Origin of the sequence: Streptomyces sp. WP-1 (assembly GCF_030450125.1) — a bacterium.
Lineage (GTDB): Bacteria > Actinomycetota > Actinomycetes > Streptomycetales > Streptomycetaceae > Streptomyces > Streptomyces incarnatus.
This window is the reverse complement of sequence record NZ_CP123923.1, coordinates 1108249-1126835: the sequence shown is the minus strand read 5'-3', so window position 1 is coordinate 1126835 and position 18587 is coordinate 1108249. Positions and strand designations below refer to the sequence as shown.

The 18587-nt window shown below is 74.4% G+C and carries 13 protein-coding genes; 5 read left to right on the top strand and 8 right to left on the bottom strand.

Going from position 1 to position 18587, the window contains the following annotated elements; translation table 11 throughout:
• Nucleotides 1–3: 3 nt before the first annotated feature.
• From QHG49_RS04640 to QHG49_RS04620, 5 genes are all read right to left on the bottom strand, one after another.
• Nucleotides 4–1002: an ABC transporter substrate-binding protein gene (locus QHG49_RS04640; RefSeq protein WP_301487311.1), complete on the bottom strand. Its 999-nt coding sequence runs from the start codon at nucleotides 1000–1002 to the stop codon at nucleotides 4–6.
• Nucleotides 1003–1054: 52 nt separating this feature from the next.
• Nucleotides 1055–2098, bottom strand: coding sequence for an ABC transporter substrate-binding protein (locus tag QHG49_RS04635; RefSeq protein WP_301487310.1), 1044 nt, complete (start codon nucleotides 2096–2098; stop codon nucleotides 1055–1057).
• A gap of 219 nt (nucleotides 2099–2317) precedes the next feature.
• A complete protein-coding gene (locus QHG49_RS04630) occupies nucleotides 2318–3430 on the bottom strand; it encodes an iron chelate uptake ABC transporter family permease subunit (RefSeq protein WP_328707432.1) in 1113 nt (370 codons plus the stop codon).
• Nucleotides 3427–4497, bottom strand: a complete 1071-nt coding sequence (locus QHG49_RS04625; RefSeq protein ID WP_301487309.1) for an iron ABC transporter permease — start codon at nucleotides 4495–4497, stop codon at nucleotides 3427–3429. Before QHG49_RS04625 ends, QHG49_RS04630 begins: the two co-directional genes overlap by 4 nt.
• 197 nt (nucleotides 4498–4694) lie before the next feature.
• Nucleotides 4695–5459 (bottom strand): AraC family transcriptional regulator, encoded by a 765-nt coding sequence (locus tag QHG49_RS04620; protein ID WP_145487395.1) that lies wholly within the window; start codon nucleotides 5457–5459, stop codon nucleotides 4695–4697.
• A 116-nt stretch (nucleotides 5460–5575) separates the two neighbouring features.
• On the opposite strand from QHG49_RS04620, the gene QHG49_RS04615 reads away from it, so the two are divergent.
• Complete coding sequence (locus tag QHG49_RS04615) at nucleotides 5576–7357, top strand: ABC transporter ATP-binding protein (protein ID WP_301487308.1); 1782 nt, start codon at nucleotides 5576–5578, stop codon at nucleotides 7355–7357.
• Complete coding sequence (locus QHG49_RS04610; protein WP_301487307.1) at nucleotides 7354–9132, top strand: ABC transporter ATP-binding protein; 1779 nt, start codon at nucleotides 7354–7356, stop codon at nucleotides 9130–9132. Before QHG49_RS04615 ends, QHG49_RS04610 begins: the two co-directional genes overlap by 4 nt.
• Nucleotides 9133–9142: 10 nt before the next feature.
• Here the strand turns inward: QHG49_RS04610 and QHG49_RS04605 are convergent, their stop codons facing one another.
• The 3 genes from QHG49_RS04605 to QHG49_RS04595 all read right to left on the bottom strand — a co-directional run bounded on the left by QHG49_RS04605 (nucleotide 9143) and on the right by QHG49_RS04595 (nucleotide 12702).
• The gene (locus tag QHG49_RS04605; protein ID WP_244320222.1) at nucleotides 9143–9610 is read right to left on the bottom strand and encodes a VanZ family protein; all 468 of its coding nucleotides are present in this window, start codon (nucleotides 9608–9610) and stop codon (nucleotides 9143–9145) included.
• Between the two features lie 208 nt (nucleotides 9611–9818).
• Nucleotides 9819–10478, bottom strand: coding sequence for a DUF4230 domain-containing protein (locus QHG49_RS04600; RefSeq protein WP_159706911.1), 660 nt, complete (start codon nucleotides 10476–10478; stop codon nucleotides 9819–9821).
• Nucleotides 10479–10578: 100 nt separating this feature from the next.
• Nucleotides 10579–12702 (bottom strand): DUF4157 domain-containing protein, encoded by a 2124-nt coding sequence (locus QHG49_RS04595; RefSeq protein ID WP_370530425.1) that lies wholly within the window; start codon nucleotides 12700–12702, stop codon nucleotides 10579–10581.
• 327 nt (nucleotides 12703–13029) lie between these two features.
• Here QHG49_RS04595 and QHG49_RS04590 point away from each other — a divergent pair, with 327 nt between their 5' ends.
• The 3 genes from QHG49_RS04590 (at nucleotide 13030) to QHG49_RS04580 (ending at nucleotide 18575) form a co-directional block, all read left to right on the top strand.
• A complete protein-coding gene (locus tag QHG49_RS04590; RefSeq protein ID WP_244320221.1) occupies nucleotides 13030–14181 on the top strand; it encodes a glutamate--cysteine ligase in 1152 nt (383 codons plus the stop codon).
• Between the two features lie 234 nt (nucleotides 14182–14415).
• Complete coding sequence (locus QHG49_RS04585; RefSeq protein WP_159706913.1) at nucleotides 14416–16197, top strand: N-acetylglutaminylglutamine amidotransferase; 1782 nt, start codon at nucleotides 14416–14418, stop codon at nucleotides 16195–16197.
• Nucleotides 16173–18575 (top strand): prolyl oligopeptidase family serine peptidase, encoded by a 2403-nt coding sequence (locus QHG49_RS04580; protein WP_301487305.1) that lies wholly within the window; start codon nucleotides 16173–16175, stop codon nucleotides 18573–18575. The genes QHG49_RS04585 and QHG49_RS04580 overlap by 25 nt, the downstream gene beginning before the upstream one ends.
• Nucleotides 18576–18587: the final 12 nt, after the last annotated feature.

Here is an 18587-nt window from a genome sequence, read left to right as displayed (position 1 = left end):
GTGTCAGTCGGCCTGCCCCCGCAACGCGTTCTCGATGCTGTCCACCACGCCCATGGCGTCGCTGTACGAGCCGGGCAGGAAGTCGGGAGTGCCGACCACCTGGTGCTTCTGGGCGGCCGGCAACTCCTTGAACGTCCGCAGGGCGAACAGCTTCTGGATGTCGTTGGCGGGGGAGCCGTCGTTGTTCGTGTAGTAGACGATGTGATCGGCGTCCTTCAGCAGGTCCGCCCGCTCGTACGACACGGACTTGGTCTCCCCCTTGCCGACCGAGGCCGTGGCGGAGGCGAAGCGCGCTCCCAGCCGGGAGAGGATGTCGCCGACGGGCGAGGCGGAGCTGTAGATCCAGTAGTTGCCGCTGTCGAAGCCGCCCTGGATCACGTCCCACTTGCCGCTGGTCAGCTTCGGGCCCACCGCCTTGCGCGCCGCGGCGATCCGGTCGTCGTACTTCTGCTTGAGCCGGGCCAGCTGCGCCGTGCCGTTGACGAACCCGGCCGTGGCCTGCGGGTACGCGGACCAGGAGGACGACTCGCTGAAGGACGCGAACGCGGTCGGCGCGATGGCCGAGAGCTTCTTGTACGCCTTGGAGAGGTAGGGCACGTCGACGCCGACGATCAGGTCCGGCTTGAGCGCGGCGATCTTCTCGTAGTCGACGTCGGCGCCCGTCGTCACCTTCGCCGCGGCCTTCCAGCGCTTCAGATAGCGCGGCGGGACGTAGTTGGCCCCGCTGTTCTCCACGCCGACGGGCTTGAGACCCAGGTCGAACAGCGACTCGGTGGACCAGGAGTGCACGGAGACGATCCGCAGCGGACGGGCGGGCACGGTCACCTTGCCGTGTGCCGTGGCGACCACCCGGGTCGCGGCGGTCTTGCCGTCCGAGCCGCCGGTGGTGGACGAGGACGAGTCGCAGGCGGTGAGGACCAGCGCCAGCGCGGCCGCGGCGACGGCGGGGCGCAGCAGACGCGGACGTCCGGAGCGGCGGACGGGGGAGGGTGTGGAGGTCATGGTGGATCCAGGGGTGGGAAGCCGGAGCGCGTGGCCGGGGGCGTGAGGGGGGTCAGGAGGCCGAGTGCGGTCCGACGCCCGCGCGGGCGGAGTGGACACGCGTGGCCAGGCCGTCGAGCAGGACGGTGAAGTTCTCCCAGCTGTAGGCGTACCAGGAGGCCAGTTCCGGCTTCCACAGCTGTCCGGCGTGAACGGCGGGCGTGCGCTTCCACAGCGGGTTGTCCGGCAGCGGGTCGGAGACCGCCCACACCAGCAGGTCGGCCGGGAGGGACGGGACGTTCTCCCAGCTCACGGCCTGGCTGTAGGTGTTGGCGGAGCCGCCGGGCACCGGTACCAGGCGCATCCCCAGCGCGCTCACCGTCTTCAGCACGGCCCAGGTCCTGGGGTTCATCACACCGAGGGTGTTCTTGTCGATGCCGAAGACGAAGCCGACCCGCAGCTCCCGGTTGGCGGCGATCGCCTTGCGCAGCCGGGTGCTCGCCGCCTGGTACCGGGACTTCGCGTCGCCGTCCGTGAGCGTGGTGCCGAGGCTGCGGGTCAGCCGGTCGGCGGTGCCGACGATCTGCTCGATCGAGTGGTAGGTGCTCAGCCCGACGACCGGGGCGATCTTGGCGACCTCCGGGAGCTGGGACGCCACCTGGAGGGTGCCGTCCGGCTGTACCGCGTCGATCAGGAGGTCCGGGCGGGCCTGGGCGAGCGCTTCGAGCCGTACGCCCTTGTCCGCCGAGTAGATCTTGGTGACACCGGACCAGTCCGGCTTGACGGCCGGGACGATGCCCTGCCCGGAGTCCGTGGCGGCGACCGGGTGCAGCCCGGCCGCCCACAGCGCGGCGCCGGCGGAGTCGGTGAGGAACGCGATGCGCTTGGGCCGCCGGGGCAGCCGTACGGCATGGCCGCGGTCGTCGGTGAAGGACCACGCGGTGCTGCCGGAACCGTCGGCCGAGGCGGAGTTGCCGGTGCCGCACGCGGAGAGGCCGAGGAGGGCGGCGGTTCCCAGGCCGCCGGCGAGCAGGCCGCGCCGGGTCGGGCGCGCGCCGGGGGCGGCGGCCGTCAGGTGCCGGGTGTCGTGGGAACGCGGGAGGGTTGCGCTGGGCATGGGGGTGTCCTTGGGATGAGGGTGCGGCTCGCTGGGCCGCGGAGGGGAGAGCGCGCCACCGGGGCCGCGCGGCGAGCGCGGGCGCTCCGGAGGGCGAGGAGAGCGGTGGGGGAGACGGAAAGAGGGGACGGGGCGCGGGAGTTCACGGGCCCGTGCGGGGTAACTCCTCGTGGGGCGGCGCGAGGAGCGGCCGCGGGCGCCCGGCGGCGCGGGCGCCGGTCATGCCCGGCCCGCCCGGTGCCGCGCGACCAGCACCCGGCACAGATAGAGCCCGCCGAGCACTCCGGTCAGCGCGCCGACCGGCAACTCGGTCCCGGGCAGCACCCGCTGGGCGGCGAAGTCGCTCGCCGTCAGCAGCAGGGCGCCCATGAAAGCGGCGGGCACCACCGGCGCGCCGGGGGAGCGGATCAGCCGGCGGCACAGGTGCGGGGCGGCCAGCGCGACGAAGGTGATGGGTCCGACGGCGGCGGTCGTGGCCGCGGCGAGCGCCGTGGCGGCCACCGCCAGCACGATCCGGGCCCGCCCCACCGGCACCCCCAGGCCCCGGGCGGTGTCCTCGCCGAGTTCCAGCCAGTGCAGGGCGCGGGAGGCGACGACGGTCACCGGCACCAGTACCGCCAGGGCCACGGCCAGGGGCGTGACGACGGACCAGCTCGCGGAGTTGAGGCTGCCGATCAGCCAGATCTGCGCGTCCTGCGCCTCGTACAGGCTGGCCCGGGTCAGCAGGTACGCGGTCAGCGAGGTGAGCATGGCGCTGATGCCGATCCCGATCAGCACGATCCGGTAGCCGACGGCCGGACCGCGGCCCGCCGCGACCAGGCCCACGACCAGCGCCGTGGCCAGGCCGCCGCCGATCGAGGCGACGGCGGTGGCGAACGGTCCGCCGTGGAAGAGCACGATCTGCACCACGGCACCGCTCGCCGCGCCGCTGGTGAAGCCGATGACATCGGGACTGCCCAGCGGATTGCGGGACATGCTCTGGAACACCGCGCCGCTCATCCCGAGCGCGCCACCGGCCAGCAGGGCGCACACCAGCCGGGGCAGCCGCAGACCGACGACGATGAAGGACTCGGCCCCGGAGCCGTGCCCCAGCAGACAGGCGAGCACGTCCGACAGCGGGACACGGTAGGTGCCGGTGGTCAGACCGAGGACGCCCGTCGCGAGGCACGCGGCGGTCAGGAGCAGGCAGACCACGACCGTGCGGGGCCGCCAGCGCAGCGATATCCGGCCGCCGTTCAGGCGCAGCACCCGGCCGCGCGGGGCGGTGCCCCGGCGGGCGCGGCCGAGGACGGTGCCTCGGAGGGCGGGGCGGGAAGAGATCTCGGTGGTCACAGTTCGGCGATCCTGCGGCGGCGGACGAGGGCGATGAAGACGGGCGCTCCGGCGAAGGCCGTCACGATCCCGGCCTGGATCTCGCCGGGCCGGGCGACCACCCGGCCGAGGACGTCGGATCCGAGCAGCAGGGTCGCGCCGAGGACCATGGAGTACGGCAGCAGCCAGCGGTGGTCAGGCCCGGTGAACGCCCTGGCCAGATGGGGGACCGCCAGACCGACGAAGGCGATCGGGCCGACGGCCGCCGTCGCCGCTCCGCACAGCAGGGTGACGGCGAGCATCCCGAGGACGCGGGTGCGCGGGACGGCCGTACCGAGGGCGCGGGCTGTGTCGTCGCCGAGGGCGAGCGCGTTGAGCGCACCGGACAGGCCGAGGGCCAGCAGCGCGCCCGCGCCGAGGAACGGCAGTGTCCCGGTGAGGACGGACATCGGCTGCCCGGCCAGGGAGCCCACACCCCAGAAGCGGAACTGGTCGAAGACGTCAGGCCGCAGCAGGGTGACGACGGAGATCAGCGCGCTGAGCACGGCGCTGACCGCCGTACCCGCGAGCGCGAGCCGTACCGGTGGCGGACCGGACCGGCCGCGCGTGCCGAGCAACTGGACCAGCGCGGCGGCCAGTCCGGCGCCGGCGAACGCGAACCAGACGCAGAAGGACGGATCGGTGGTGCGCCACAGCGCGATGGCGACGACCACGGCCGCCGAGGCGCCCATGTTGACGCCGAGGATGCCGGGGTCGGCGAGCGGATTGCGGGTCAGCGCCTGCATCAGCACGCCCGCGAGGCCCAGTGCGGCGCCGACGGCGATGCCGAGCAGCGTGCGCGGCAGCCGCAGGTCGAGGACGACCGCGTCGTCCACCGAGGCCGGGCCGTGGAACAGCGCGCGCAGCACCTCGCCGGGCGGGATGGCCTTGGCGCCGACGGCGACGCTCACCACGGTGACGAGGACCAGCAGTCCGCAGGCGAGGAGAAGCCCGAGCAGCCGTACGGCGAGCACGGCCGCGCGCGGTCTTCGGTCCGCGGCCTCGGATGTGGGCACCGTATCGGTGGTGCTGATCGTGGTGGTGCCCATCGTGCTCCTCGGCGACATCGACATACCTGCCGATGCAAGGAACCGGCGGGGGAGGTTAGCTTAGCCTTACCTAAAAAGGTAGAGGCGCCGCCTCGGTCGCGACAAGCCGGTCAAACGCCACCTCATGTCGCCGATCCGCCAGGCGCATTCCGTCGGCCCCCAGGCGCGCCGGGGCCGGACCCGCAGGGCCCCGGCCGTCACTCGGGCTCGCCCGGCTGCTCCTTCGACCCCCTCGACCGGGCGAAATAGGCGGCGGGCGTCGCCCCGGTCACCCGGCGGAACGCGGCGACGAACGCGCTGGGCGTCGCATAGCCCACCCGCTCGGCCACCCGCCCGACGGGCAGGCCCTCGGCGAGATGGGCGAGGGCGGCCTGGAGCCGGGCATGGGTCCGCCACTGAGTGAACGTCATCCCCGTCTCGGCCAGGAAGAGCCGCAGCAGGGTGCGCTCGCTGGCCCCGACCGCACGCCCCAGCTCGCCCAGCCCGCGCCGGTCCGCCGGATCGTCCAGCAGCAGCGCGGCGGCCTCCCTGGCCCGTGGATCGGCCGGCAGCGGCAGCTCGAACACGGTGGCCTCCGCCGGACGCAGCACGTCCAGGAGCACGGCCTCGGCGTGCGCGCGCCCCGCGGGCGGCAGTTCGCCGGCCAGGTGCCCGATCAGATGCCGGGCGAGCGGCGGTACGGCGAGCACGGTCGGCCGGGTCCAGGCCAGCGGACACGTCGCCGGGTCCAGATAGACGCCCTGGAGCACCGACTGCCGCAGCGCCCCGGTGGCGTGCCGGACACCGCCCGGGATCCACAGCGCCAGATGCGGGGGCAGCACCCAGCAGCGGTCCTGGATGTCGACCATGACCACACCGGTGCTGGCCCAGGCGAGTTGGTGCTCGTCATGGACGTGGTGCTGGAAGGTCTGCCCCCGGACCATCTCGAACCGTTCGAGATCGATGGTCTGCTCGTGTGCCATGCCCGGCGTTCCCGCTCCTGCTCACGCGCCCTGCCCGCTGCCCGTGGCCGATGCACGACATACGGTGGCGCCCTGCTGCGTTTACGACAAAAGTAAGGTGACCCTAACGTGGCCGGGTGACCGTACCCGCCGCCGCCCCTCCCCGCCGCCCCGCCGCCCCGGCTCCCCCTGCCACCGCCGCTCCCGCCCCGGCCGCCTCGCCCCGGGCGCTGCTGTGGTGGTCCCTGGGCGACCGCCGACGGGACCTGCTGCTGGCGTCGGTGCTGTTCAGCACGCACCAGTTGGGCGAGGCGCTGGTGCCGGTGCTCGTCGGCGCCACGGTCGGCGGGGCCGTCCGGTCCGCCACCCCCGCGTCGACACTCCGCTGGCTCGGCCTGCTGGCGCTGGACTTCCTGCTGCTGTCCCTGTCGTACCGCTTCGGCGCGCGAGCTTCGGTGCGCGCCCGGCAGCACACCGAGCACCGGATCCGGATGGCGCTCGCGCGGCGCGTGCTGCGCCCGGCCGGCGGGGTGCGGCTGGTGCCGGGCGACCTGCTCGGCCGGGCGTCCGGTGACGCCGAGCGGATGGGCGCCTTCGCCGGTGCCCTCGCCGGCACGGTGGCCGCGGTGGTCGTCCTGCTCGGCGCCACGGTGCTGCTGCTGCGCATCTCCCTCGGACTCGGCGCGCTCGTCGTGGCCGGCACCGCCGGGGTCCTGCTCGCGCAGAACCGCCTCTCCCACGCCCTGCGCCGCAGCAGCGGCGCCGAGCAGGACCGGCAGGCGCGGGCCACCGCCCTGGCCGAGGAACTGGTCCGCGGGCTGCGGGTGCTCAAGGGCATCGGCGCCGAGCGCGCGGTCGCCGCCGACTACGCCCGGGGCAGCGAGGAGGCCGTACGCGCGGCGCGGCGGGCGGTGTCCGCCGAGGGTGCGCTCGTGTCGGTGGGCGTCCTGCTCACCGGGCTCTGCCTGACCGCCGTCGCCGCGGTCGGCGGCGGGCTCGCCCTGGAGGGCCGGATCGGCCTCGGCCGGCTGATCGCCTTGCTCGGCCTCGCCCAGTTCGTGAACGGCCCGATGCGTGTCGTCGGCGCCGCCCACGCACGCTACGTCCGCGCCCTCGCGTCGGCCGCGCGCGTCCACGAGGTGCTCGGCACGCCACCGGCCGTACCGGAACCGGCGGCGGCCCCGTCCCCGCCGCCGCACGGGGAGCCGGCCGGCACCGGCGGAGCCCGCCGGACACCGGCCCCGCCGGACTCCGGACCCGGGGCGTCCTCGGGCAAGACACGCGGCACCCTCGACTTCCGGGGCGTACCGCTGCCGGGCGGGAGCCGCGCCGAGTGGTCCGTCCCCGCCGGTGGCATGACCGGCCTCGTATGTGCCGACCCCGCCGACGCCGACGCCGTCGCCCTGCTGCTCGCCCGCGAGGAGGACCCCGAAGAGGGGCGGATCCTGCTGGACGGCACCGATCTGACGGCGCTCCCCCTGGACACGCTCAGGGCCACCGTGCTGGTCAGCCACCACGAACCGGTGCTGCTGCCCGGCACCGTCGCCGACAACCTGACCGCCCTCACCGAGGACACCACCGCCGTGGCCGAAGCCGCCCATGCCTCCTTCGCCGACGAGGTCGTACGCGCCCTGCCACGCGGCGCGCACACCACCGTCGGCGACCGCGGCGAGACCCTCTCCGGCGGCCAGCGCCAGCGCGTCGCCCTGGGCCGCGCCCTCGCCGCCCGGCCCCCCGTACTGGTCCTGCACGACCCCACCACCGCCGTGGACGCGGCCACGGAGGACGCCGTCGCCGACCGGGTCCGGCGCCTACGCGAGCACCGCACCACCCTGGTCATCACGACCAGCCCGGCCTGGCTCGCGCGCTGCGACCGACTCGTCCACGTACCCGCGGCGGACCGGGCGGTGGCACGGTGACGACCCCGGTGACCGCGACGACGCTGCTCCCCGTCGCCACCGCGCGGCAGACCCGCGCCCGGCTGCGCGCCGCCCTGCGCGGCCGGGGGCCCGCGCTGTGGGCGGCCCTCGCCGCGCTCGTCCTCGACAGCGCCCTGACCCTGGCGGGCCCGGTGGCGATCGGCCGGATCACCCAGGCCGTCGCCGACCACCGTGCCCCGAGCGCGCTGGTCGGGCCCGTCCTGCTCCTGACCGCCGCCGCCGTGGCCGGCGCGCTCACCGCGTGGGCCGCCACCGTGCTGCTGGCCCGGGTCGTCCTGCCGGTGACCGGCCGACTGCGCGAGGACGCCGTCACCTCGGCGCTCGCGCTGCCCGTGGACCTCGTGGAGGCGGGCGGCACCGGCGACCTGGTCGCCCGGGTCTCCGGCGACACGGAACGGGTCGCGGACGCCGCCTCCGGAGCCCTGGGCGACTTCGCGGCGGCGGCGCTCGCCATCCTCGCCGCCCTCGCCGGACTGGCCGCCCTGGACTGGCGGTTCGCCGTCGCCGGACTCCTCGCGGTGCCCCTCCAGGCGCACACCCTGCGCTGGTACCTGCGCACCTCCCAGCCGCTCTACGCGGCCGGCCGCACCGCCGAGGGCCGCCGCGCCTCGGCACTGCTCGGCGCGTTCACCGCCCTGCCCACCCTGCGCGCCCTGCGCCTCGGACCGGGCCGGTACGCGCGGGTGGAGGCGGCTTCCGAGGAGGCGATGTCGTACGAGTTCCGGGCGACCCGCGCGGCCACCCGCTTCTACGGCCGCCTCAACATCGCCGAGTTCACCGGTCTGAGCGCGGTCCTCCTCGTGGCCTGGGCCCTGGTCCACAGCGGGCGCGCCGACGTGGGGGCCGCGACCACGGCGGCGCTCTTCTTCGTCGGCCTGTTCGACCCGGTGAACACCCTGCTCGGCACGTTCGACACCGTGCAGCAGGCGACCGCCGCGCTCGCCCGGGTCGTCGGCGTCACCCTGGGCCGGACGGCGCCCGAGCGGAGTCCCGAGCCGTCGTCCGCCCGGCGCGGGGAGGGGATCGCCGTGCGTGGCGTCCGCCACCGGTACGGGGAGGACGGCCCTGACGTCCTGCACGGCATCGACCTCGGCATCCGCCCCGGGCAGCGTCTGGCCGTCGTCGGCGCGACCGGTTCGGGCAAGTCCACCCTGGCGACGCTGATCGCCGGGATGCGCACGCCGTACGCGGGCGGCGTCACGCTGGACGGCGTCCCCACCGGCGACCTCGCCCGCCCCGGGGCGGCGGGCAACCGGAGGATCGTCCTGGTCACCCAGGAACACCACCTCTTCCCCGGGACGGTGGCCGACAACCTCCGCCTCGCGTGCCGGGAGGCGTCGGACGAGGAGATCCGGGCCGCGCTCGCCGTCGTGGGCGCGGCGGACTGGACCGACGCCCTGCCGGACGGCCCCGGCACCGCCGTCGGCCGGGGCGGCATCCGGCTCACCGCCCGGCAGGTTCAGCAACTCGCCCTCGCCCGGGTGCTGTTGCTCGACCCGGAGGTGGTCGTGCTGGACGAGGCGACGGCCGAGGCCGGCAGCGACATGGCCCGGTCCCTCGACCGGGCCGCCCTGGCGGTGACCGAGGGCCGGACCGCGGTCGTGGTGGCGCACCGGCTCTCCCAGGCGGCGACGGCCGATGTCGTGGTGGTGATGGCGGACGGCCGGGTGGTCGAACAGGGGCACCCGGACGAACTGCGGGCCGCGGGCGGCGCCTACGCCCGGCTGTGGGCGTCCTGGACGTACGGGCGGTGACGGGCGCCGGTCAGGCGCTCGCGCGGCGGTCGTGCACCCGCCCCAGCCTGCGGCCCACCAGGAGGTAACCGAGCAGCGCGCCGGACGTGTTGAGGATGACGTCGTCCACGTCGAAGGCCCGCCCGGTGACCAGGGCGCCCTGGGCCATCTCCACCAGCAGCATCACGGTCGCGGTCAGCAGCAGCACCCGCCAGATGCCCCGGGCGCCCGGCGCGAGCACCGGCACCAGTATGCCGAACGGCACGCCCAGCAGGATGTTGCCGCCGATCTGCTTGACGGCGTCCCGCAGTTGGGGCTGGTCCAGGTAGGCCCGGATGGAGCGGCCGGGGTGCAGATTGCTGTGCACCAGGGAGACCGAGGCCGGGGACGGCTCCAGGGTGATCTTGGCGAGGACGACGGCGAAGCCCACCATGAGGACGAAGGCGCACAGCATCGCCAGCATCCGGACCGGCAGGGGGAGAACGTGCCGACGGCGCACGGGTGTTGCCGTTTCGGCACGCTTCGCCTCGGCGGCCTCCCGGGTGCCGTCCGCCTTCGCGCGCCGGAGAGGCCCGCCGTTCCATCGTGCCCGCGCCTTCGCGAGGCGACTCGTCCGGGGCGCGCGGCCGGGAGAGGCGGTGCGTGAGAACAGAGCGGTGCGGGCCATGCGGTCCTCCAGTCGTCGACGACCCTGCGAGGGAGTGTGGTCAGCCGTAGGAGACGTGCACGTCCTTGAAGCCGAGGGAGTGCAGCAGACCCTCCAGCATGTCCGTGGTGTTGGTCTCGGCCCGCGCGGTCAGTCCGCTGCCCTTGGCCGCCTCACCGATATGGGACACGGCGAGCTTCTGCACGGCGTGCTCGCTGTCGGGGTTGTCCGAGAAGAAGTCGCCCAGGCGGTCGAGCAGTCCGCGCTGCTTGGAGACGGCGTAGGAGTGGTCGGCGTCCAGGGCCGGTTCACCCAGTCGCGCGTGCGGCAGGCGCAGCGTTGCCGACGTGCGGTCCTTGTTCACCGTCACGTCCTTGTCGCCGACCTTGCCGAGGTCCACGTACGCCTCCACGGTGCCGGCGCCGACGTACAGCGTGCGGGTGCCGTGCAGGGCGTCCGGCAGGTACTTGGCGTCCTTCTCCAGGTCGACGACCACCTGGAAGTCGCCCGAGGCCGCGTCGTAACGGCTCATGTCGTTGATGGACTTCAGGAGAGCGGGACCCGAGCGGTCGTGCGTCCGGGTCCCGAGCAGGTCCTTGACCCCCGGGAGCACGGCCAGCCTGATCCCGGCGAACAGCAGCGCCAGCACCAGCGCGAAGGCGGCCACCACCTTCGCCCAGCCGGGCATACGTCTGGGCGGCCGCTTGAGGTCGGTCGACATCCGGCACCCCTCCTTCCTGGTGTCCGGATGCCCCCCAAAATCCGCTACAGACCCCCGAGTTGACGGAAGAAGTCCCCCCGGCCCGGGACGGGGGCCGAGGTCACAGGTCCGCCGCCTTCTTGGCCGCCGTTCTGCCCGGGTTCGTGAGCACCAGACCCATGCGGTCGAGCTGCACCAGCGGCTTGTTCCCCACATGGTCCTTCGACGTCAGAAGGGCGAACGCCGCGTCGAACTGCGCCTCCGTGAGCTGGAGCCGGCCGATCGCTTCCTGCTTCTCGCCCGTGATCCGGAACTTGGGCGCGGCCTTGAGGGCCGACATCACGGCCCGTGCGACCGGGTCGGTCCGCCACGCGGGAACCGCGTCCTCCACCGCCTGTGCGGGCTGCGCACCCGCGGCCGACGACGACCCGTTGACCGGACCGGGGACCGCGGGCGGATCGAGCTTCAGCTCCTCGGCCTTCTTCCAGTAGCGCGCCGCCTCCTCCTCGTGGTTCTTGCGGAACCTGTCGAGCGTGGCGGCGATCAGCTGGGAGTAGTCCCCGCCCGTCGCCGGATTGCGCGGCGCCTGGTAAGGGTCGTAGGCGACACCGAAGTTGGCCGCCATGTCCATCACGAAGTGGTAGCGGTGGATGTCCGTGAGGTCGCGCCGGTAGTCCGTGTACCACAGGGCCAGCAGCGCGTAGGCGATGGCCTCCTTGACCGCCGGGTCGGCACCGGTGGTGTCGGCCAGCTTCATCAGCTTGCCCGTCGTCCGCGACGGCCCCAGCGACACCGGGTAGCCGAGCCGCCCGGCGGTCCGCACCTGGTCGTTGAGCTGGTTCGGCGTCGCCATGGTCCCCCGGAAGTTGTTGGGGACGGGCGTCCGCTCCAGATCGTCGATGCTCCCGCCCGGCTGCCCCGCCCCGTCACCCAGCGCCCACGCGGGCGAGTTCCGCGGGCCCCCGAGCTTCGCCCCGTCCTTGAACACATAGCCCTTGAACTGCTCCGCGGAGACGGTGACATGCTGTTCGAGATCCTTGATGCCGTAGAGGATCTCGGCGATGTCATGGATGGCGCTGATGAGCGTGGCGAACCCCTGGGCCTGGGGGTCGCCGAGTATCCCGTCCAGCGTCTTCTCGCCGAACTCGATGTACGGCAGATAGAGCCGCCGCACCGACGCCAGTTCCGCCACGGTCTTCGACAGCATCTCCTCCAGTTCCGCCGCCTGCTTGCGCTGCTCCCCGAGCCAGGGCCGCAGGGCGTTCGCGACGAAACCGGCCAGGACCTCCCTGATCTTCGCGTCGACGGCCACGTCGTCGGAGATCGCCTTCTCCACCTCGGCGACCGGCAGGGCGTTGACGCGGTCCAGCACGGCGGCGGCCGCCTCGTCCATCGTCGCGTACGAGCGGCCGAGAGCGTCCCGAGGGCCGCGCCTGCTGTTCGCGGTCGCCTGGGGGGTGGACTGCTTCGGGGCGGTGATCCACTCGTCGAGCACCTTCATGATCGCCGGTTTGTTCCCGGTGTCCTCCCAGGCGCTGATCAGCTCCGGGTCCGTGAGCTCCGCCCGGATGTCCGCGTACGCGGGCTCCGCCGCCTTCGCCTCGCCCTTCTGGCCGAGGACCAGCAGCCGCTGGACCGCGGGCCGCCCCGCCGGTGTCGCCCCGGACGCGTCCGCCGGTCCGCGCGCCGGTCCGTGCGCCGCCGGTCCGGCCGGGGCTGCGCGCATGACCCGGTGCGCGGTCGCCTCCGCCTCCCGCTCGAAGCGGTCCGACGGATCGGACACCCGCAGCCCGTCGCCCGTCTCCGTGCCCGCGACCGGCCCCCGCCGCTGGATGACATGGGTCAGCTCGTGCGCGAGCGTATGGGCGTCCCCGCCGCCGTCGCCGATGACGATGTGGTTGCCCGAGGTGTAGGCACGCGCCCCCATCGCGGCCGCCGACGCCCTGGCCCTGGCGTCACTGTGCACGCGCACGTCCGAGAAGTCCGCGCCCAGCCGCGCCTCCATGTCGGTCCGCACGCCCTCGTCGAGCGGCCGGCCCCCGGCGCGCAGGACGTCGTGGACGGCGGACCTCTGCACCTCGGTCCGGCCGGACCGGCGGAGCATCTGTACGACCGCCGTGTTGCCCACCGACGCCTGGAGCCCGAGCAGCCCGGCCGGCTCGCCGGACGGCGCGGAGTCGGCTCTGCGGGAAGAGCTGCGGTCCCTGCCGATCCCGGTGGCTTTGGCGTCCTCGTGATCGCGCAAGGGGTCTCTCCTCCAAGATGTGTTGATCAACTTCTCCTGCATACGTGCTCGTGAGCGCCGGCGCCAGGTCCGAACGGGCAGGATGAGCGGCCCGTTCGGGCAACGGCGGGGGCGCGCGGCAGCGGGGCGACAGGGGACGGCCGCCCGCCGCCCGCCGGCCCGTGAGTGCGCTGCCCGCCGCCGGGCCGGGCGCATCGGCCAGGGGCCGGACGCTTAGCAATGGGCCTCGTGGGAAGTCGGGGGGCACAACTCGCCTCCGGGGGACTGATGGGGCGGGGCGGCTTCCGGGCGCGGTTGTGGGCGTTCGGCCGTCACCTAGGAGTCTGCGTGACCGTTCGTATCGGAGTGGAAGAGGAATTCCACGTCGTCGAGGTGGAGACGGGCCGGCTCGCCCCGAGGGCCGATTCCGTGCTGGAAGGTCTCCCCGGGTACACCTTCACGACCGAGTTGCAGCAGGCGGCCGTGGAGACGAACAGTGGTGTGCATGAGTCCCTTGCCGACCTGTACGACGATGTGACCGGTGCCAGGCGCCGGCTCGATGCCGCGGCGAACGCACACGGACTGGCCGTCGTGGCCGCCGGTACCGTGCCGCTGGCCCGCGCCGAGGACACCCGTCCCACCCCCGGGCGCCGATATCGCCGTATGGTCGACGACTACCGCTTGATCGCCGACGAGCAGCTGATCTGCGGGACCCATGTCCATGTCGACGTCCCCGACCGGGACCTGGCCGTACGCGTCATGTGCGAGGTCTCGCCGTGGCTGCACGCGCTGCTGGCCCTGTCCGCCAGTTCCCCCTTCTGGGCGGGCGCCGACACCGGGTACGCCAGCTGGCGGACCATGGTCTGGCAGCGCTGGCCCACCGCGGGCCCGCCCGGCTGCTTCGCCGACGCCGCCGAGTACGACGCGGTCGTGCAGGGCCTGGTCCGTTCCGGCGTCATCAGCGACGTGGGGATGATCTACTACGACATCCGGCCCTCCGCCCACCAGCAGACCCTCGAACTGCGCATCTGCGACGCCTGCCCCCGCGCGGAGACGGTCGTACTGATCGCCGGGCTCTTCCGCGCCCTGGTGACCGACGCCCGCGCGCGGCTGGAGTCGGCGGACCCGCCCGCCTGCCCGGGACGGCACGAATGGCTGCGCGCCGCCGCCTGGCGGGCCGCGCGTTCCGGCCTGGAGGGCGCCCTGATCGACCCCGGCACCCGGCGCGAGGCGCCCGCGGCCCAGGTCGTCCGGGGTCTGCTGGGGCGGGTGCGCCCGGCGCTGGAGGCCGCCGGGGACTGGCCCACGGTCCTGAGCCTCGCCGAACGCGCGCTCGCGGACGGCAGCGCCGCCCACCGCATCCGTCGTACCGCCCACCACGACGACCTGCTGGCCTGCACGGATCTGGCGATCGCGGAGACCCGGGGCGAGGAGGGCCCGCGCCCACGGCGCACCACCCCCGCGCCCCGCGTCACCTCCCCGGGCCAGGCCGCCGCGTAGCCGCACCGGAGAAGGCCGCCCCCGCACCATGGGCGCGGAGAAAGGACGGAAGAGGGCACACGGAGAACGCAGGCACCACCCGGACACCCCCTCGTCGCGAAGGAGAAGCAGTCCCGTGTCGACCAGCCCCGGCCACATGCCGGTGCGCGGCCTCCCGCGCACCTCACCGCCGCCCGCGCCGCAGAGGCCGCACGCGCCGCGCGCCCCGTACGGGCACGGGGGAGGTGGTCGCGGATGTGCGGTCTGAGCGGTGAGATGCGCTTCGACGGCACGCGGCCCGATCCGGCGGCCGTCGAGCGGATGAGCGACCGGCTCGCCCCCCGGGGCCCCGACGGGCAGGGGATCTGGACGCGGGACGCCGTGGCCCTGGGACACCGGCGGCTGAAGATCATCGACCTCTCCGAACGCGGGGCCCAGCCCCTGACCGACGCCACGGGAGAGGTCACCGGCGTCTTCAACGGTTGCATCTACAACTACCGGGAGCTGCGGGCGGAGCTGGCCGCCCTCGGCCACCGGTTCCGGTCCACCTCCGACACCGAGGTCGTCCTCGCCGCGTACCGGCAGTGGGGGACCGCCTGCGTCGACCGCTTCCTCGGCATGTTCGCGATCGCCCTGGTCGAGCACCGCACCGGCCGGCTGATCCTGATCCGCGACCGGCTCGGCATCAAGCCCCTCTACCTGGCACGGACAGCCGGGCGGCTGCGCTTCGCCTCCTCGCTGCCCGCGCTGCTCGCGGCCGGTGACGTCGACACCTCGCTGGACCCGGTCGCCCTGCACCAGTACCTCAGCTGGCACGCGACCGTGGCCGCGCCCCGCACCGTGCTGGCGGGGGTGCGCAAGCTCCCCCCGGCCACCGTGCGGGTCGTCGAGCCGGACGGCACCCACCGCGACCACCGCTACTGGCAGCCGTCGTACACGCGCCGCCCCGAGCATCTCGGCATGGACGCCGCCGAGTGGCGGGACGCGGTGCTGGACGCGCTGCGCACCGCCGTACAGCGGCGCATGGTCGCGGACGTCCCGGTCGGTGTCCTGCTGTCCGGGGGCCTGGACTCCAGTCTGATCGTCGCCCTGCTGGCCGACGAGGGGCAGCGGGACCTGGCGACGTTCAGCGTGGGCTTCGAGGCGGAGGCCGGTGACGAGGGCGACGAGTTCCGGTACTCCGACCTGGTCGCCCGGGAGTTCGCCACCGATCACCATCAGCTGCTGGTCCCCTCGCGGCGCGTGTCCACGGCGCTGGACGGGGCGGTCGCGGCGATGAGCGAGCCCATGATGAGCCACGACGTGGTCGCCTTCCACCTGCTGTCCGAGCAGGTCTCGCGGCACGTCAAGGTCGTCCAGAGCGGGCAGGGCGCCGACGAGGTCTTCGCCGGATACCACTGGTACCCGCGCCTGGCCGACGCGGCCCGCGAGGAGGAGCCGGAGCGGTACGCCGAGACCTACTTCGACCGGTCGCACGAGGATCTCGCCGCCGTCCTGCGCCCGGAGATGCTGCCCGAGGACGACGTCTGCGGCCGGTTCGTCCGGGAGCACATGGCGGCGCCCGGGGCCGAGACGGCACTCGACGCGGCCCTGCGCCTGGACACCCACGTCATGCTGCCGGACGACCCGGTCAAGCGGGTCGACAACATGACCATGGACTGGGGCCTGGAGGCCCGCGTGCCGTTCCTCGACCACGAGCTGGTGGAACTCGCGGCCGCCTGTCCGCCGGAGCTGAAGCTGGCCGACGGCGGCAAGGGCGTTCTCAAGGAGGCCGGGCGCAAACTCGTGCCGCCCGAGGTGGTCGACCGTCCCAAGGGCTACTTCCCCGTCCCGGCGATCACCCACATGGCCGGTCCCGTCCTGGAAAAGGTGCGCGACGCGCTGAGCGCCCCCGAGGCGAAGCGCCGCGGCGTCTTCCAGGACTCCTACATCGCCGCACTCCTCGCGGCCCCCGACCGACACCGCACCAGGCGCGGAGCGAACGCGCTGTGGCAAGTGGCTCTGCTGGAGATATGGCTTCAAACACACGGAATCTGACCGCAGGGGACGCGACCGCACGCAACCCGGCCGCGGACCCCGGCGCGGAGGACCCGCCCGACACCGGCACGGCCGGTGCCGGACGGCCGTCCCCCGCGCGCCCGGCCGAGCGTCCCGCCCAGCACCCGGACGGAACCGCCGACCCGCCCCCGACGGCCTCGGACGGCTCTGCGGCCTCCGACGGCCCGGCGACCTCCGACGGCCCGGCCGCCGCCTTCGCCGCGCCCGCCCGCGTCCCGCTGCCGGACGCCTCCGGGCCCCGCGACGCGCCGACACGGCTCATCGCGCACGGCTGCTGGTACCCCTCGGCCGACCCGTCCGGCAACCGGCTCGCCTTCATCTGCGACCGGGGCGGCGTGCCCCAGCTGTGGACGGGTCCCGCCGACGGCGAGCCGGTACGACTGCTCGACGACGGCCCGGACCCCGTACGGGAGGTGTCCTGGGCGCCCGACGGCCGCTGGATCGCCTACACCACGGCGCCCGGCGGCGGCGAGCACACCCGGGTGCTGTGCGTGCGCCCCGACGGCAGCGACCGGCAGATCCTGGCCGGCGCCGAACCGGGCAGCTCCGCGTACCTGGGCTGCTGGGCGCACGACGGATCGGCGGTCACGGTCACCGTCGCGGTCCCCACCGGGCCGCCCGCCCCGGCCGCCCCGTCCGGGTTCGACAACACCGGCGCCGACGGCCCGTCCGACCCCGGCACCGGTCGCGCCCTCGGCCTGTCCGACGGTCGGCTCCCGGACCACTGGCAGGGCCGCGCGGGCGACACGGAACTGCTCGGCCCCGCCCCCCACACGGACGGGGGCCCGGCCCTGCCGTCGCCGTCCGTCACGGTGGGGAGGGCCCCGGTCGGCGCCCCGGGCGGGACCCTCCCGGCCACCGGCTTCGGCGACGGGCTCTCGGCGTACCTGGTCGACCCCGACGCGGTCGCCGCCCCCGTCCTGATCGCCGCCGTGAAGGACGCGGCGACGCTGCGGGTGTGCGACCTCAGCCGCGACGGGACGCTCGCCCTGCTGCGCCGGGGACCGCGCGGCCGGCGCGAGGCGGTCGTGCTGCGCACCGCCGACCATGTGACGACGTGTGTGATGCCGGTGGCCGACGGGGACCCGTGGATCGGCAGCTTCTCCCCCCGCGCGGACGTCCTCCGGCTGCGCAGCAACGCCCACCGGGAGTTCGCGGTCCTGCTCGCCGCCGAACTCGGCCCGGACGGACGGCCGCTCGGCTGGTCGACCGTCGCCGCACGCGAGGGCAGCGACCTGGAACTGCTGCGGTACACCCGCGACGGCGCCACCGCCGTGCTCGCCTGGAACGTCCGGGGCATGAGCGACGTGGAGATCCTGGACAGGGAGACCGGAACGGAGGCGGACACGGGGAAGGGCGCGGACACCCGACCGGGAGAGGGCACCGCCCGCTCCTCCCGGCACGTCTCCCTGCCCCACGAGGTCGTCACCCGCATCACGGACGCCGACTCCCGCCTGGCGCTGGCCCTTTCGGGGTCCCGTCGGCGCCCCGGCATCTGGTGGCTGCCCGACGGCGCGACCCCGGTCCGCACCCCGTGGTCCTCCCGGGACGAGGACGCCGTACCGCCCGGCCGCCCGCCCGTCCGACCGGTCCCGCTGCGCCCCACCGCCCGGGACGGGCTCCAGTTGAACGGCTGGTACTACCGCGCCCCGGGGCGCGCGCCCGGCGAACCGGCGCCCTGTGTCATCCATCTGCACGGCGGCCCCGAGGACCAGGAACGCCCCGTCCTCGACCCGCTGTACCACGAGATCCTCGGCCGGGGACTGGACATCTTCGCGCCCGATGTCCGCGGATCCTCCGGCTACGGCCGGTCGTTCGTGGACGCGGACCTGGGGCGGGGCCGGTTCGCCGCCCTCGACGACGTGGCGGACTGCACCGCCCACGCCGTACTGGCCGGTCCCGCCGACCCGTCCCGGCTCGCGGTGATGGGCCGCTCGTACGGCGGCTACCTCACCTTCGCCTCCCTGGTCTGGCATCCGGACCTCTTCCGGACCGGCGTCGCGGTGTGCGGCATGTCGGACCTGGCGACGTTCTTCGAGGGCACCGAACCCTGGATCGCCCAGTCGGCGGCCCACAAGTACGGCCATCCCGAACGCGACCGCGAACTGCTGCGGGAGCTGTCGCCGATGTCCCGGATCGACGCGCTGCGGGCACCGGTGTTCGCGGTGCACGGGGAGCACGACACCAATGTGCCGCCCAGGGAGTCGGAGCAGTTCGTACGGGCGGCACGCGAGCGCGGTGTGCCCGCCGAACTCCTCACCCTGCGCGAGGAGGGACACGACTTCCTCCGCGCCGACAACCGCCGGCTCTTCCGCCGTGCCGCCGCCGACTGGCTGCAACGGCACCTGAACGGTTGAGGAGTTGGGAGT

Excerpts from the sequence above, each read along its gene's own strand:
- QHG49_RS04620 (WP_145487395.1), bottom strand. The coding sequence starts at position 5,459 with ATGGCACACGAGCAGACCATCGATCTCGAACGGTTCGAGATGGTCCGG.
- QHG49_RS04625 (WP_301487309.1), bottom strand. The coding sequence starts at position 4,497 with ATGGGCACCACCACGATCAGCACCACCGATACGGTGCCCACATCCGAG.
- QHG49_RS04585 (WP_159706913.1), top strand. The coding sequence starts at position 14,416 with ATGTGCGGTCTGAGCGGTGAGATGCGCTTCGACGGCACGCGGCCCGAT.
- QHG49_RS04580 (WP_301487305.1), top strand. The coding sequence starts at position 16,173 with ATGGCTTCAAACACACGGAATCTGACCGCAGGGGACGCGACCGCACGC.
- QHG49_RS04640 (WP_301487311.1), bottom strand. The coding sequence starts at position 1,002 with ATGACCTCCACACCCTCCCCCGTCCGCCGCTCCGGACGTCCGCGTCTG.
- QHG49_RS04600 (WP_159706911.1), bottom strand. The coding sequence starts at position 10,478 with ATGTCGACCGACCTCAAGCGGCCGCCCAGACGTATGCCCGGCTGGGCG.
- QHG49_RS04635 (WP_301487310.1), bottom strand. The coding sequence starts at position 2,098 with ATGCCCAGCGCAACCCTCCCGCGTTCCCACGACACCCGGCACCTGACG.